Below are 12908 nucleotides of genomic sequence, written 5' to 3'. Positions count from 1 at the left end.
GTAGTGCGCTGTACCTGTGGGAGCGGGTTTACCCGCGAAGAGGCCGGCCCAGGTGATGTCAATGGTTCAGGCCGCCTTGGCCTGACGACGCGGCTCGACTTCTTCTATGCCGAACAATGCCTGGCGCACCGCCTGTTGCGCCTGGAACGCCAGCGCAGCGCGTTCCTGGCCTTCACTGCCGATCGGAGGCAGCAGTTGGATCACCACTTCACCTCGGTCTTGCCCGAACAGCCGCATCAGATGGGACGCCAGATCGTCCTCGCCAATGAACGGCGCAATTGGATCGGGTTGGCCTGCGCGCAGATACTGGATCGCCACTGGCTGCAGCGGCGTGCCCTGGTCGATGGCCCCGGCCAGCAGGCGGCCATGGAAGGTGCGCAGGGTGCGCCCGTCGGTGGTGGTGCCTTCGGGGAAGATCAGCAGGGGACGTTGCTCGCCCAGTTGATCACTGATCTGCTGGCGCAGGCGCTGGGCATCGCCACCGCCACGGCGGATGAACAGGGTCCCGGCCTTCTCGGCCAGCCAGCCGGCCACCGGCCAGTGCCGCACCTCGGCCTTGGACAGGAACGACAGCGGCGTGAGCATGCCGAGCAGCGGGATGTCGGTCCACGAGACATGATTGCAGACCCAGAGCATTGGTCGTTGTGGCAGTTCACCCCTGACCTTTACCTCGAAGGGCAGGGCGGCAACCAGGCGGCCCATGAACAGGCATGTCCAGCGCTGGCGGCGTTCGATCGAGGCCTTCAGGCCCAGGCGTTCGCCAAGGGCGATGATGCTGGCCATTGCCAGCCCCAGCGCCAGTACCAGGAACAACCTCAGCAGGCGGGCACTGGCCCGCAGGCGCGGCATCAGACCGCCGCCTTGAAGTGACGGGCGTAGCGCGGGCAGAGGTCGTCGCGCTTGAGCAGGATGAACACGTCGGCGACCTGGAAATCTTCGTCCCAGCAAGGCTCGCCGCAGATCTTCGCGCCCAGGCGCATGTAGGCCTTGAGCAGTGGAGGCATCTCGGCAATGACATTGTTCGGCAGCGGCAGGCTCGGTAGTGGGTTCTTCGGTTCGGCGCGCAGGTGCTCGGTGCACAGGTAGCGTTCGCGCAGGCGTTGCATGATCGCGTGGGCCTGCACGCCGCCGTCCTGCATGGGGATGCTGGCGCAACCCATCAGGTAGCTGTAGCGGCCTTCGTTGAGCACTTCGGCCAGCTCGCTCCAGAGCACGGCGATGGTGCCGCCGTTGCGGTAGGCCGGGTCGACGCAGGTACGGCCCAGTTCGAGGATCGGGCCCTGCAGTTGCAACAGCCCGTGCAGGCTGAATTCTTCTTCACTGTAGAAGCGGCCCAGGCTGCTGGCGGCCTGGTGGTCGAGCAGGCGGGTGGTGGCAACCAGTTGGCCGGTGGCCAGGTCGCGCACGCCGATGTGGCGGCAGTGGATGTCGTAGTCGTCCATGTCCAGGCCGTGTTCGGCGCCCTTGAGCTTGGCCTTGAATTCGGCGCTGAACACCTTGAAACGCAGGGCCTGTGCTTCCTGCAGGGCCGCGGCGCCGACCAGGCGTTCGGCTTGCAGACGGCGTTCAGTGCTGTTGTCGCCAGAGCGAGCGATCCGAGTCATTGCGAGTCTCCATAAGCCAGCCAAAGGGTTGCGGCCGGTCGGCTTTGTTGTGCAAAGTCAGCCTAGGTACGCCCGGTGTCACCCCTGTGAATCTTTGGTGATGCTTGCGTGACACCCCACAAGGAGCTTGCGATGGCCTGGTTGCAACGACTCAACGACCCCTTGCGCCACCCGCTGGCGGCGACCCTGGGGGAAACCTACGCGGCAGTGCTCGAGCGCCTGGGCGCCGTCGCGCCGTTCGAGCTGGCGGTGCTGGGCGGGCGCGCCATGGCCACGCCGGGCCTGGCGTTCCTGCTCGGTTACCAGGCGGCGTTGCGCGTGCTCTGGCCCAGCGCGCCCGCCAGCCTGGGGGCGTTGTGCGCCACCGAGCGGCGCAGCGTGCGCCCGGCGGACATGCACACCCGCCTCGATGGCCTGCGCCTGAGCGGCAGCAAGGACTTCGTCACCGCCGGGCTGGACGCCGAATGGCTGTTGGTGGCGGCGCGCCATGAAGGGCCGGGCGAGTCGCCGCGGTTGCAACTGGCGGTGGTCTATCCGGGGGAGCCCGGTGTCAGCCTCGAGGCCTTGCCGACCCTGCCGTTGATGCCCGAAGTCGGCCATGGCCGGCTGCTGCTCAAGGAGGCTGCGTGCGAGTTGCTTGCCGGCGATGGCTGGGACGCCTACGTCAAACCGTTCCGCTCCCTTGAAGACCTTTATGTGCTCGCCGCGCTGGTGGCCTGGCTGCACGGCGTAGCCCAGGAATGCGCCTGGCCGCAGGACTTGCGGCTGCGGTTGATCGGGCTACTGGCCGGTTGTGCCGAGGGCAGCCGGCAATGCCCGGACAGCGTGGCCTGCCACTTGTTGCTGGGTGGCCTGTTTGCCCAGTTCCAGGGTTTGCGAGGGGAGATCGACCAGGCGTTGGCCGCCGGGCCGGAGCACTGGGCGCAATTGTGGCAGCGCGATCAGGGCCTGCTGGCGCTGGCCGGCGTGGCCCGTGATAAACGCCTGGCCAAGGCCTGGAGTGCCGCCGGACTGTCATGAAAGCCTGAGAGACTGGGGGCACCTTTGAACCTGGGCCGCTGTGCGCCCCATCGCGGGACCTGTGGGAGCGGGCTTGCCCCGCGATGGGCGCACAGCAGCCCTTTGCAGGTTGCTCCCCATGAAGGCACTATTGCTTGCCCTGGCCATGACCGCAGGCCCCGCCTGGGCCGAAGACTGGCCCTCGGCGCAGTGGCCAGTCGATAACGCCGTCATCGATTGGCAGGCCGTCGACACCTACGCCTTCGCGCCGCGCGCTGCCGAACGCGGAGGCATTCGCACCGACGCGCTGTTGATCATCCGCGATGGTCGCATTGTGCATGAGCGCTATACCGAACCAACCCGCGCCGACACACCGCACCTGACCTGGTCGGTGAGCAAGAGCGTGCTGGCCACGGTCATGGGCGTGGCCTACGGCGAGGGGCGCTTCAAGCTCGATGACCCGGCGGCCCGCTACTACCCGGCCCTGCAGCGATATCCCGGGTTGCGGCTGGCTGACCTGCTGCACTGGGCCAGCGGCCTGGCCTGGCAGGAAGACTACGAATACGCGCCCTTGAAGTCGTCGGTGGTGGCCATGCTCTATACCCGCGGCCGCGCCGACATGGCGGCCTACACGGCGGCAATGCCTGCCGTCAGTGCGCCCGGCACGCAATTCGCCTATTCCAGCGGCGACAGCAACCTGCTCGCCGCCAGCCTGCGCGGCATGCTCGACCCCGCGCGCTATGCCGACTACCCCTGGCAGGCCCTGTTCACTCCGCTGGGTATAGAAAGCGCGGTCTGGGAGCGGGATGGCGCGGGTACCTATGTCGGCTCTTCCTACCTCTATCTCGACGCCCGCGACCTGGCGCGCATCGGCCTGCTGATGCAGCGCGACGGTCGCTGGCGCGAGGGGCGATTGCTGCCGGCCGAGTGGGTGGCGTTCAACCGCACCCTGTTCAGCGCCGCCCAGCCGGTGCCGGGCGAAGCCAACCCCGGTGGTCACTGGTGGCTCAACCAGCCGCTGCCCGGGCAGCCGGCGCCGTGGCCGGATGCGCCAACGGACACCTTCGCCGCGCTCGGCCATTGGGGCCAGGCGCTCTATGTGCTGCCCTCGCGCAAGCTGGTGATCGTGCGCTACGCCGATGACCGCGACGCCAGCTTCAGCCACAACGAACTGCTCAGGCGGGTGCTGGCCGCCGTGGCCGGGGAGGGCGCATGAAGCGGGTCGTGCTCGTGCTGTTGCTGGCCGGGTTGGCCTGGGCCTGGCATGAGCGCCAGGCGCTGGCGGACTTCCCGGGCATTCTCTCGGCCTATTCGGCGAAGGAGTACTGCTCGTGCCGCTTCGTCATGGGCTTCGCTGAAACCTACTGCCGAGGCTATGTGCAACAGTACCTGCCCCTGGGCCTGCTGGAGGAGGACGGCACCCGGCGCCTGGTCACCGCCGAGGGCCTGGGCCGGCGCAACCAGGCCGCCTGGCAGGGCGTGCGCGAGGGCTGCCGCTTGCTGCCGTGAAACCGTGCGGGTAAGGTTGACGGCCTTGATTTACAGGATTTCACATGTTCAAGCCGTCCCGTCTGCTGCCCGCCCTCCTGCTCGCCCTGTGCCTGCCCGCTCACGCCAACTGGCACCTGGACGGTGAATCCTCGCGCCTGTCCTTCGTCACCGGCAAGAACGGCAATATCGCCGAGGTCAACCGATTCCTGGTGCTGCACGGCAAGGTCGACCGCAAGGGCGCGGCCGAGGTGAGCATCGAGATGGACTCGATCAGCAGCGGTATCCCGCTGCGCGACGAGCGCATGCGCGACAACCTGTTCGCCTTCGAGCAGTTCCCCGAGGCCACGGTACAGGCGCAGATCGACCTGCGTCCGATCAACGACCTGGCCAACGGCGCGCAGCTGGAGCTGCGCCTGCCGGTCAGCGTCACCCTGCACGGCCAGACCCGCAGCTACAACACACTGCTGCTGGCCACGCGCCTGGACGAGCGACGTTTCCAGGTGGTGACCCTCGAGCCGCTGATCCTGCGCGCCTCGGACTTCGGCCTGCTGCCGGGCCTGGAAAACCTGCGCAAGCTGGCCGGGCTCAAGTCGATCAACCCCTCGGTGCCGGTGAGCGCGGTGCTGATCTTCACCGCCCGCTGACATGCCGGGGCCGGTCTTCCCCTGGCGGGATGGTAACCAGTTCGAACTGCTGATCGACGGCCCCGAGTTCTTTCCGCGCATGCTGCTGGCGATCGTGCGCGCCGAGTTCCAGGTCGACCTGGAGCTTTATCTGGTCGAGGGCGGCGCCTGCGCCGAGGCGGTGGTCGAGGCCCTGGAGCAGGCGGCGCGACGCGGCGTGCGGGTGCGCTGCCTGTTCGACGACTACGGTTCGCTGGCCTTCCCCGCGGCCCTGCGCGAGCGTCTGCTGGCGGCGGGTGTCTACCTGCGCTGGTACAACCGCCTGCGCTGGCGCCGGGGCCTGCGCAACCTCTATCGCGATCATCGCAAGCTGCTGCTGGTGGATGAACGGTTGGCGGTGGTCGGCGGCACCGGGGTGACCGATGAGTTCTGGATGCCGGGCGAGGAGGCCAGCGAATGGCACGAGGTGATGGTGCGCATGCACGGGCCGATCGTCACCGACTGGCAGCTGTTGTTCGATCGCCAGTGGCACGCCAACCAGCGCCGCACTGCCTGGCGTCCACCCGAGGGCTTCGGCCTGCCGCGTCTGCCCCAGGTCCCGGCCCAGGGCCAGGGCATGGGCCGGGTGGCCTACGCCGACGCCCGCCAGCACAAGGACATCCTGCATGCGCTGGTCCGCGCCCTGAACAGCGGCCAGCGCCGTATCTGGCTGGCCACGCCGTACTTCCTGCCGACCTTCAGCGTGCGCCGCTCGCTGCGCCGCGCCGCGCAGAAGGGCATCGATGTGCGCCTGCTGCTGACCGGGCCGCGCACCGACCACCCGGCGGTGCGCTATGCCGGGCACCGCTACTATCCGCGACTGCTGCGTGCCGGGGTGCGGATCTTCGAGTACCAGCCGTGCTTCCTGCACCTGAAGATGGTGCTGGTGGATGACTGGGTCAGCGTGGGGTCGTGCAACTTCGATCACTGGAACCTGCGCTTCAACCTCGAAGCCAACGTCGAGGCCCTCGACCCGCCGCTGACCGCTGCGGTGGCCGCCAGTTTCGAACGTGATTTCGCCCAGAGCCTGGAAGTCGATCTGGCGCGCTGGCATGCGCGGCCGTTGTGGCGGCGGGTGCAGCAGCGCCTGTGGGGCTGGCTCGACCGGGTGGTGGCCAACCTGTTGGATCGACGCGACTAGTCGCGTATATCGCGCTCGGGCAAAGCGGACTATCGTGCAGGGATTGTTCCCAGACAACCGAAGGAGTGGATGCGATGACGGCGAAGAAAATTCTCATGCTGGTGGGCGACTACGTCGAGGACTACGAGGTCATGGTGCCATTCCAGGCCCTGGCCATGGTCGGCCATACCGTCCATGCCGTCTGCCCGGAGAAGATTGCCGGGCAGACGGTGCGCACGGCGATCCACGATTTCGAGGGCGAGCAGACCTACAGCGAGAAGCCGGGGCACAACTTCGCCCTGAACTACGACTTCGTCCAGGTGCGCGCCGAAAGCTATGACGCGTTGCTGATCCCCGGTGGCCGCGCCCCGGAATACCTGCGCCTGAACGAGAGGGTGCTGGAACTGGTCAAGGCTTTCGACCAGGCTGGCAAGCCTATCGCGGCGGTGTGCCATGGGGCCCAGTTGCTGGCGGCGGCAGGCGTGCTCGAAGGGCGTGAGTGCAGCGCCTATCCCGCCTGTGCGCCCGAGGTGCGGCTGGCGGGCGGGCGGTTCATCGATATCGCGGTGGACCAGGCTCATGTGGATGGCAACTTGGTTACCGCGCCGGCCTGGCCTGCGCATCCGGCTTGGCTGGCGGCGTTCCTGAAAGTGCTGGGCACCCGGATCTCCTGACTGATACGCTGAACTGTAGGAGCGGCCTCGTGCCGCGAATGGGCCGCAATGCGGCCCCAGGATTTCAGCATTCATGCAAGATCGCCGGGGCCGCGTTGCGGCCCATTCGCGGCGCGAGGCCGCTCCTACAGGGATCGAGCATTGGTAGCGGTCATGGAGAAATACCTGTCGCGCAGGGGAAAGGCCGTGGGGCAGGGGGGATGCTAGGGTGGGTCTCAGTCATGCCCATCGACAGGACGACCGCCCCGCATGGAAATACGTCTGCTCCATGGCGCCGCCATCGCGCCTTACATCGATGACCTCGCACATCTGCGTCTGACGCTGTTTCGCGAGTTTCCCTATCTCCTGGACAGCTCCCTGAGCCACCAGGCCGATTACCTGTCCAGCTACGCCGAGTCCGGACGCAGCCTGGTAGTGCTGGCGCTGGACGGCAGCCAGGTGGTGGGCGCCGCCACCGGCCTGCCGCTGGTGGATGTCGATCCCGAGTTGCAGCAACCGTTCCTCGCCCAGGGGCGTGATCCGGCCTCGGTCTACTACTTCGGCGAGTCGGTGCTGCTGCCGGCTTACCGTGGACAGGGACTCGGCGTGCGCTTTTTCATCGAGCGCGAGTCCTATGCGCACAAGCTGGCCGAGTTCGATTGCTGTGCGTTCTGTGCGGTGGAGCGTCCCTCCGGACACCCACGTCGTCCGGCGGACTACAAGCCATTGCAGGGCTTCTGGCGCAATCGCGGTTTTCTGCACGAGCCGTCGCTGCGTACCGCCTACCGTTGGCGGGACCTCGACGAGCAGGCGCAGTCGGCGAAGATCATGTCGTTCTGGCTCAAGGCGCTGCCTGTCTAGAAATCTAGGGCTTTGAAACGACGACGGCCCCATCGCGGGTCAAGCCCGCTCCCAGACTTCAGCGTGGGAGCGGGCTTGCCCCGCGATGGGGCCGTCGCAGCTACAGCGGAGGCTTACTTCACTTCCACTGCCAGGCTCTCGGCGATCTTGCTTTGCCACAGCGCGGGACCGGTGATGTGCACCGACTCGCCCTTGCTGTCCACCGCGACGGTGACCGGCATGTCCTTCACTTCGAACTCGTAGATCGCTTCCATGCCCAGCTCGGCGAAGGCCAGGACCTTCGACTTGCGGATGGCCTGGGCTACCAGGTAGGCGGCGCCGCCGACGGCCATCAGGTACACGGCCTTGTTGTCCTTGATCGCCTCGATGGCGGTCGGGCCGCGCTCGGACTTGCCGATCATGCCCAGCAGACCGGTCTGCTCGAGGATCTGGCGGGTGAACTTGTCCATGCGGGTTGCGGTGGTCGGACCGGCCGGGCCCACCACTTCGTCACCGACCGGGTCGACCGGGCCGACGTAGTAGATGAAGCGGCCCTTGAGGTCGACCGGCAGTTCTTCGCCACGATTGAGCATCTCGACCATGCGCTTGTGCGCGGCGTCGCGGCCGGTGAGCATCTTGCCGTTGAGCAGGATGGTCTCGCCCGGCTTCCAGCTGGCGACTTCTTCAGGGGTGATGTCGTCGAGGTTGACGCGACGGGCGCTCGGGCCGGCTTCCCAGACGATTTCCGGGTAGGCGTCCAGCGATGGCGCTTCCAGCTCGGCCGGGCCGGAACCGTCCAGCACGAAGTGGGCGTGGCGGGTGGCGGCGCAGTTGGGGATCATGCACACCGGCAGCGAGGCGGCGTGGGTCGGGTAGTCCATGATCTTGACGTCGAGCACGGTGGTCAGGCCGCCCAGGCCCTGAGCGCCGATACCCAGCTGGTTGACCTTGTCGAACAGCTCCAGGCGGATTTCCTCGAGGCGGTTCTGCGGGCCACGGGCCTTCAGCTCATGGATGTCGATGGATTCCATCAACACTTCCTTGGCCATCACCGCGGCTTTCTCGGCGGTGCCGCCGATGCCGATGCCGAGCATGCCAGGCGGGCACCAGCCGGCGCCCATGGTCGGGACGGTCTTCAGCACCCAGTCGACGATCGAGTCGGACGGGTTGAGCATGGCCATCTTCGACTTGTTCTCCGAGCCGCCGCCCTTGGCCGCGACATCGACCTCGACCTTGTCGCCGGGGACGATGGAGTAGTGGATGACGGCCGGGGTGTTGTCCTTGGTGTTCTTGCGGGCACCGGCCGGGTCGGCCAGGATCGAGGCGCGCAGGACGTTCTCGGGCAGGTTGTAGGCGCGGCGCACACCTTCGTTGATCATGTCGTCGACGCTCAGGGTGGCGCCGTCCCAGCGTACGTCCATGCCGACGCGGATGAACACGGTGACGATACCGGTGTCCTGGCAGATCGGGCGGTGGCCGGTGGCGCACATGCGCGAGTTGATCAGGATCTGGGCGATCGAGTCACGCGCGGCTGGCGACTCTTCACGCAGGTAGGCTTCGTGCATCGCCTGGATGAAGTCGACGGGGTGGTAGTACGAGATGAATTGCAGGGCGTCGGCGACGCTCTGAATCAGGTCGTCTTGCTTGATCACGGTCATGCAGCGCGCTCCTCTTAAAGACGGGAACATTCGAAAAGGCATTCCGACAGTGCACACCTGTATGTCAGGAACGCCTGGCAAGGCGCCGGCTGGTCGGGCCGGCACAAAAAGGCGCGGCAGTATACCGTGCCGGGCCTTTGGAAACACCTGCACGTGGTCTGGACCAAGGTCGGCAGGGGAAGGGCATCCTTTTTGCTGCAAAGCCTTCGCCGTTTTCACGGCGCAAGGCCATTCCTGCATGAGATCGCGTACCCTTGTAGGAGCGGCCTTGTGCCGCGAAAGGGGTGCGAAGCGCCCCCGACAATCCCTCTGTATGCGGAGACCAGCCGAGGATGCCCGAACTTTGCGTGGGCGAGCGTCAATGGACAGTGCCTAGCGGCAGCAACCTACTGGATGCCCTAAACGAGGCGGGCCTTAGTGTGCCCTACAGCTGCCGCGCGGGCAGCTGCCACGCCTGCCTGGTGCGCTGCCTGGACGGTATCCCCATCGATGCGAATCCCGAGGCGCTGGCGGCGGACAAGCGCGAGCAGGGCTGGCGCCTGGCTTGCCAGTGCTCGGTCGCCAGTGACTTGCGGGTGGCGCTGTTCGACCCCCGAAGCGATGGCCTGCCGGCCACGGTGATCGGCCTGGACTGGTTCGCCGATGTGCTGCGCCTGAGGCTGCGAACGGAGCGGCCATTGCGCTACCAGGCCGGGCAGCACCTGGTGTTGTGGAGCGTCGGCGTTGCGCGGCCCTATTCGCTGGCGAGCCTGCCGGGCGAGGACGACTTCCTCGAATTTCACCTGGATTGCCACCGTCCCGGCGCGTTCTGCGACCAGGCAAGGCAGCTTCGCCTGGGGGATGTGCTGAGGCTCGGCGAGCTCAGGGGCGGTGCGTTGCACTACGACCCGGACTGGCAGGCGCGGCCGCTCTGGCTGCTGGCGGCGGGCACCGGGCTGGCGCCGTTGTGGGGCATCCTGCGCGAGGCGTTGCGACAGGGGCATCAGGGGGAAATTCGGGTGCTGCACGTGGCACACACCGCTGAGGGGCACTATCTGGCGCAGTCGTTACAGGCGCTGGACGGAGTGACGGTCGAATGGGTGTTGGCGGCGCAGCTGGATGAAGCGCTGGCTGGATTGAAGCTGATGTCGCGTCAGACCATGGCGCTGGTGTGCGGGTCGCCCGGGAGCGTGGAGCGCTTTGCCCGACGGCTGTTCATTGCCGGGGTGCCACGTAATCAGATATTTGCGGACGTATTTACCGAGCATGTTTGAGGGCTGAAAAGCATCGCGGGGCAAGCCCGCTCCCACAATGCCGACACCGGTGTGGGAGCGGGCTTGCCCCGCGATAGGGACTGCCGAGGGATCAGCCGACCAGCGGATCACCGACATGCAGGATCTTCATGCCGTTGGTGCCACCGATGGTGTGGTAGCTGTCGCCCTTGGTCAGGATCACCCAGTCACCCTGCTCGACCAGGCCACGCTTGAGCAGCTCGTCGACCGCCGCCTGGCTCACCTTGTCGGCCGGCAGCGAGGCCGGGTCGAAGGCGATCGGGTAGACGCCGCGGAACATGTTGGCACGGGCCTGGGTGGCACGGTGCGGCGACAGGGCGAAGATCGGCACGTGCGAACGCAGGCGCGACATGATCAGCGGGGTGTAGCCACTTTCGGTGAGGGCGATGATCGCCTTGACGCCCGGGAAGTGGTTGGCGGTGTACATGGCCGCCAGGGCGATGGACTCGTCGCAGCGCTCGAAGGTGGTGTGCAGGCGGTGGCTGGACTTCTGGCTGGTCGGGTGCTTCTCGGCGCCCGAGCAGATACGGGCCATGGCCTGTACGGCTTCGATCGGGTAGGCACCGGCGGCGCTTTCGGCCGACAGCATCACCGCGTCGGTGTTGTCGAGCACGGCGTTGGCCACGTCGGACACTTCGGCGCGGGTCGGCATCGGGTTCTGGATCATCGACTCCATCATCTGGGTCGCCACGATCACCGCCTTGTTGTTGCGGCGGGCGTGCTGGATGATCTTCTTCTGGATGGCGATCAGCTCGGCGTCGCCGATTTCCACGCCCAGGTCGCCACGGGCAACCATGACGGCGTCGGAAGCGAGGATCAGCTGGTCGAGGGTCTCGTCGTCGGCGACCGCTTCGGCGCGTTCGATCTTGGCCACCAGCCAGGCGCTGCCGCCGGCTTCGTCACGCAGCTTGCGCGCGTATTCCATGTCGCTGGCGTCACGCGGGAACGACACGGCCAGGTAGTCCAGGTCCATTTCCGCAGCCAGCTTGATGTCGGCCTTGTCTTTTTCGGTCAGGGCCGGTGCGGTCAGGCCGCCACCTTTGCGGTTGATGCCTTTGTGGTCGGACAGCGGGCCACCGATGATCACCACGCAGTGCAGGGCATCGGCGGTGGCGGTTTCGACGCGCATGACCACGCGGCCGTCGTCGAGCAGCAGTTCGTCACCGACGCCGCAGTCCTTGACCAGGTCGGGGTAGTCGATGCCGACGATATCCTGGTTGCCTTCGGTCAGCGGGTGGGCGGTGGAGAAGGTGAACTTGTCACCGACTTTCAGTTCGATGCGCTTGTTGGCGAATTTGGCGATGCGGATCTTCGGACCCTGCAGATCGCCCAGCAGCGCGACATGGCGGCCGTTCTTGGCGGCGATGTCACGGATCAGGCGGGCGCGGGCCTTGTGCTCGTCCGGGGTGCCGTGGGAGAAGTTCAGGCGTGCCACGTCCAGGCCGGCAAGGATCAGCTGTTCGATCACTTCCGGCGAATTGCTGGCGGGGCCAAGGGTGGCGACGATTTTGGTACGGCGGATGGTCATGCACAGACTCCTATAGTGAAGCGCAGCGAAAGGCTACTCCTCAATTGCGCTGTAGTCATTGTTCCGTTGCACTACCCGCACACGAAGGAGGGTTGCGTTTGAACGGTACGGGTATGCTTGCAAATGGCGGTGAAGATTTGTCGTGAAAGGCCGATACACTGCCCATCAAAGGAGAATTCCCATGCGCACCCTGATCGTTTTGACCATGGCGGCCAGTGTCGTCGGCTGCACCCGCTGGTCCATGGACCACCACTTGAACAACGCCTACCGCGCCTACGACCGTGGCGATTGCGCGAAAGTCATGCTGGAACTGTCGCAGGTCGACCGCACCAGCCGCGCCCGTCCGTTCATCCACCCGGAGGTGTCGCTGCTGCGTGGCCAGTGCCTGGAGCGGCAGAAGCTCTTCGTCGACGCGGCGCAGACCTACCAGTACCTGATCCAGCAGTACCCGCGCAACGAGTACGCCTACCGTGCCCAGGCCCGTCTGCAGACGCTGGAAAAGCTCGGGCACCTGCGCGGCAGCGAGGCGACGGTGGCCAGTCCGGTGAACACTACACCTTGGCGTTAATCCTAATGTGTCGATGATTTCATGTAGTCCGTCCGTCGGACTGGGCTAATCTGTTAGAGAGTTGTCACGATCATCGCCAGTACCTTGTCTTCCTGGCCCCAGGTACAGGATTTCACTGCGATCATGTTTATCGAGCGACACATACAACGTCATCAACTGCCTTGCGTGCTCAAGGTGTTCAACCGCTGCACCGACCAGCAGATCGGCTATCTGGGCAACGCCTCGGAAGACGGCCTGATGCTGATCAGCCAGTTGCCGGTGCTGGTGGGGCCGGACTTCGAACTGCAGCTACGGGTGCCCCTCGCCGGCGGCGGCCTGCAATTTATCAACCTGACGGCCAGTTGCCTGTGGTGCCGCGAGGATGAGACGCCGGGGCATTTCGATGCCGGCTTCATGCTGCTGCAGGCACCGCAGGAATACGATGAGTTCGTCCGCTCCCTGCGTGACTTCTTCAGCTTCCGCCCCATGAACGCCTCCGCCTGAGGCTGGCCCAGCCCTCCCACGTGCCGTTAGA

Annotated in this window: 14 protein-coding genes; 10 read left to right on the top strand and 4 right to left on the bottom strand. The window is 66.2% G+C overall.

Annotation, left to right across the window (positions count from 1 at the left end; all coding sequences use genetic code 11):
- Positions 1-66 precede the first annotated feature (66 nt).
- Positions 67-849: a lysophospholipid acyltransferase family protein gene (locus K2O50_RS21520; RefSeq protein ID WP_050703888.1), complete on the bottom strand. Its 783-nt coding sequence runs from the start codon at positions 847-849 to the stop codon at positions 67-69.
- Complete coding sequence (olsB, locus tag K2O50_RS21515) at positions 849-1604, bottom strand: L-ornithine N(alpha)-acyltransferase (protein ID WP_028689712.1); 756 nt, start codon at positions 1602-1604, stop codon at positions 849-851. The genes K2O50_RS21520 and olsB overlap by 1 nt, the downstream gene beginning before the upstream one ends.
- Positions 1605-1736: 132 nt before the next feature.
- On the opposite strand from olsB, the gene K2O50_RS21510 reads away from it, so the two are divergent.
- From K2O50_RS21510 to K2O50_RS21480, 7 genes are all read left to right on the top strand, one after another.
- Positions 1737-2624 carry an acyl-CoA dehydrogenase gene (locus K2O50_RS21510; protein ID WP_050703889.1) on the top strand — a complete coding sequence of 296 codons (888 nt, stop codon included), beginning with the start codon at positions 1737-1739 and terminating at the stop codon, positions 2622-2624.
- A 118-nt stretch (positions 2625-2742) separates the two neighbouring features.
- Positions 2743-3819, top strand: coding sequence for a serine hydrolase (locus K2O50_RS21505; protein ID WP_050703890.1), 1077 nt, complete (start codon positions 2743-2745; stop codon positions 3817-3819).
- Positions 3816-4112 carry an amidase gene (locus K2O50_RS21500; RefSeq protein ID WP_050703891.1) on the top strand — a complete coding sequence of 99 codons (297 nt, stop codon included), beginning with the start codon at positions 3816-3818 and terminating at the stop codon, positions 4110-4112. The genes K2O50_RS21505 and K2O50_RS21500 overlap by 4 nt, the downstream gene beginning before the upstream one ends.
- Positions 4113-4156: 44 nt before the next feature.
- Positions 4157-4738: a YceI family protein gene (locus K2O50_RS21495; protein WP_050703892.1), complete on the top strand. Its 582-nt coding sequence runs from the start codon at positions 4157-4159 to the stop codon at positions 4736-4738.
- 1 nt (position 4739) lies between these two features.
- Complete coding sequence (locus K2O50_RS21490) at positions 4740-5897, top strand: phosphatidylserine/phosphatidylglycerophosphate/cardiolipin synthase family protein (RefSeq protein ID WP_050703893.1); 1158 nt, start codon at positions 4740-4742, stop codon at positions 5895-5897.
- 74 nt (positions 5898-5971) lie between these two features.
- The gene (locus tag K2O50_RS21485; protein ID WP_028689706.1) at positions 5972-6550 is read left to right on the top strand and encodes a DJ-1/PfpI family protein; all 579 of its coding nucleotides are present in this window, start codon (positions 5972-5974) and stop codon (positions 6548-6550) included.
- 249 nt (positions 6551-6799) lie between these two features.
- On the top strand, positions 6800-7390 hold the full coding sequence (locus K2O50_RS21480; protein ID WP_050703894.1) for a hypothetical protein: 591 nt from the start codon (positions 6800-6802) through the stop codon (positions 7388-7390).
- A 113-nt stretch (positions 7391-7503) separates the two neighbouring features.
- On the opposite strand, the gene K2O50_RS21475 is transcribed toward K2O50_RS21480, so the two are convergent.
- Positions 7504-9027 carry a fumarate hydratase gene (locus K2O50_RS21475; protein ID WP_011532463.1) on the bottom strand — a complete coding sequence of 508 codons (1524 nt, stop codon included), beginning with the start codon at positions 9025-9027 and terminating at the stop codon, positions 7504-7506.
- 332 nt (positions 9028-9359) lie between these two features.
- On the opposite strand from K2O50_RS21475, the gene K2O50_RS21470 reads away from it, so the two are divergent.
- Positions 9360-10280 (top strand): iron-sulfur-binding ferredoxin reductase, encoded by a 921-nt coding sequence (locus K2O50_RS21470; RefSeq protein WP_050703895.1) that lies wholly within the window; start codon positions 9360-9362, stop codon positions 10278-10280.
- Between the two features lie 91 nt (positions 10281-10371).
- Here the strand turns inward: K2O50_RS21470 and pyk are convergent, their stop codons facing one another.
- Positions 10372-11826: a pyruvate kinase gene (gene pyk, locus K2O50_RS21465; protein ID WP_050703896.1), complete on the bottom strand. Its 1455-nt coding sequence runs from the start codon at positions 11824-11826 to the stop codon at positions 10372-10374.
- Between the two features lie 181 nt (positions 11827-12007).
- On the opposite strand from pyk, the gene K2O50_RS21460 reads away from it, so the two are divergent.
- Positions 12008-12394, top strand: coding sequence for a tol-pal system YbgF family protein (locus K2O50_RS21460; protein WP_050703897.1), 387 nt, complete (start codon positions 12008-12010; stop codon positions 12392-12394).
- A gap of 123 nt (positions 12395-12517) precedes the next feature.
- Positions 12518-12877 carry a PilZ domain-containing protein gene (locus K2O50_RS21455; protein ID WP_023631126.1) on the top strand — a complete coding sequence of 120 codons (360 nt, stop codon included), beginning with the start codon at positions 12518-12520 and terminating at the stop codon, positions 12875-12877.
- Positions 12878-12908 lie beyond the last annotated feature (31 nt).

Source organism: Pseudomonas sp. 2hn (assembly GCF_019646095.1).
Taxonomy (GTDB): domain Bacteria; phylum Pseudomonadota; class Gammaproteobacteria; order Pseudomonadales; family Pseudomonadaceae; genus Aquipseudomonas; species Aquipseudomonas peradeniyensis.
The sequence above is the reverse complement of the archived record's forward strand: the minus strand, read 5'-3'. Positions and strand labels throughout refer to the sequence as shown.

Coding starts and splice junctions, on each gene's coding strand:
- K2O50_RS21480 (WP_050703894.1), top strand. CDS start 6,800: ATGGAAATACGTCTGCTCCATGGCGCCGCCATCGCGCCTTACATCGAT.
- K2O50_RS21510 (WP_050703889.1), top strand. CDS start 1,737: ATGGCCTGGTTGCAACGACTCAACGACCCCTTGCGCCACCCGCTGGCG.
- pyk (WP_050703896.1), bottom strand. CDS start 11,826: ATGACCATCCGCCGTACCAAAATCGTCGCCACCCTTGGCCCCGCCAGC.
- K2O50_RS21485 (WP_028689706.1), top strand. CDS start 5,972: ATGACGGCGAAGAAAATTCTCATGCTGGTGGGCGACTACGTCGAGGAC.
- K2O50_RS21475 (WP_011532463.1), bottom strand. CDS start 9,027: ATGACCGTGATCAAGCAAGACGACCTGATTCAGAGCGTCGCCGACGCC.
- K2O50_RS21505 (WP_050703890.1), top strand. CDS start 2,743: ATGAAGGCACTATTGCTTGCCCTGGCCATGACCGCAGGCCCCGCCTGG.
- K2O50_RS21495 (WP_050703892.1), top strand. CDS start 4,157: ATGTTCAAGCCGTCCCGTCTGCTGCCCGCCCTCCTGCTCGCCCTGTGC.
- K2O50_RS21520 (WP_050703888.1), bottom strand. CDS start 849: ATGCCGCGCCTGCGGGCCAGTGCCCGCCTGCTGAGGTTGTTCCTGGTA.
- K2O50_RS21470 (WP_050703895.1), top strand. CDS start 9,360: ATGCCCGAACTTTGCGTGGGCGAGCGTCAATGGACAGTGCCTAGCGGC.
- olsB (WP_028689712.1), bottom strand. CDS start 1,604: ATGACTCGGATCGCTCGCTCTGGCGACAACAGCACTGAACGCCGTCTG.
- K2O50_RS21455 (WP_023631126.1), top strand. CDS start 12,518: ATGTTTATCGAGCGACACATACAACGTCATCAACTGCCTTGCGTGCTC.
- K2O50_RS21500 (WP_050703891.1), top strand. CDS start 3,816: ATGAAGCGGGTCGTGCTCGTGCTGTTGCTGGCCGGGTTGGCCTGGGCC.
- K2O50_RS21460 (WP_050703897.1), top strand. CDS start 12,008: ATGCGCACCCTGATCGTTTTGACCATGGCGGCCAGTGTCGTCGGCTGC.
- K2O50_RS21490 (WP_050703893.1), top strand. CDS start 4,740: ATGCCGGGGCCGGTCTTCCCCTGGCGGGATGGTAACCAGTTCGAACTG.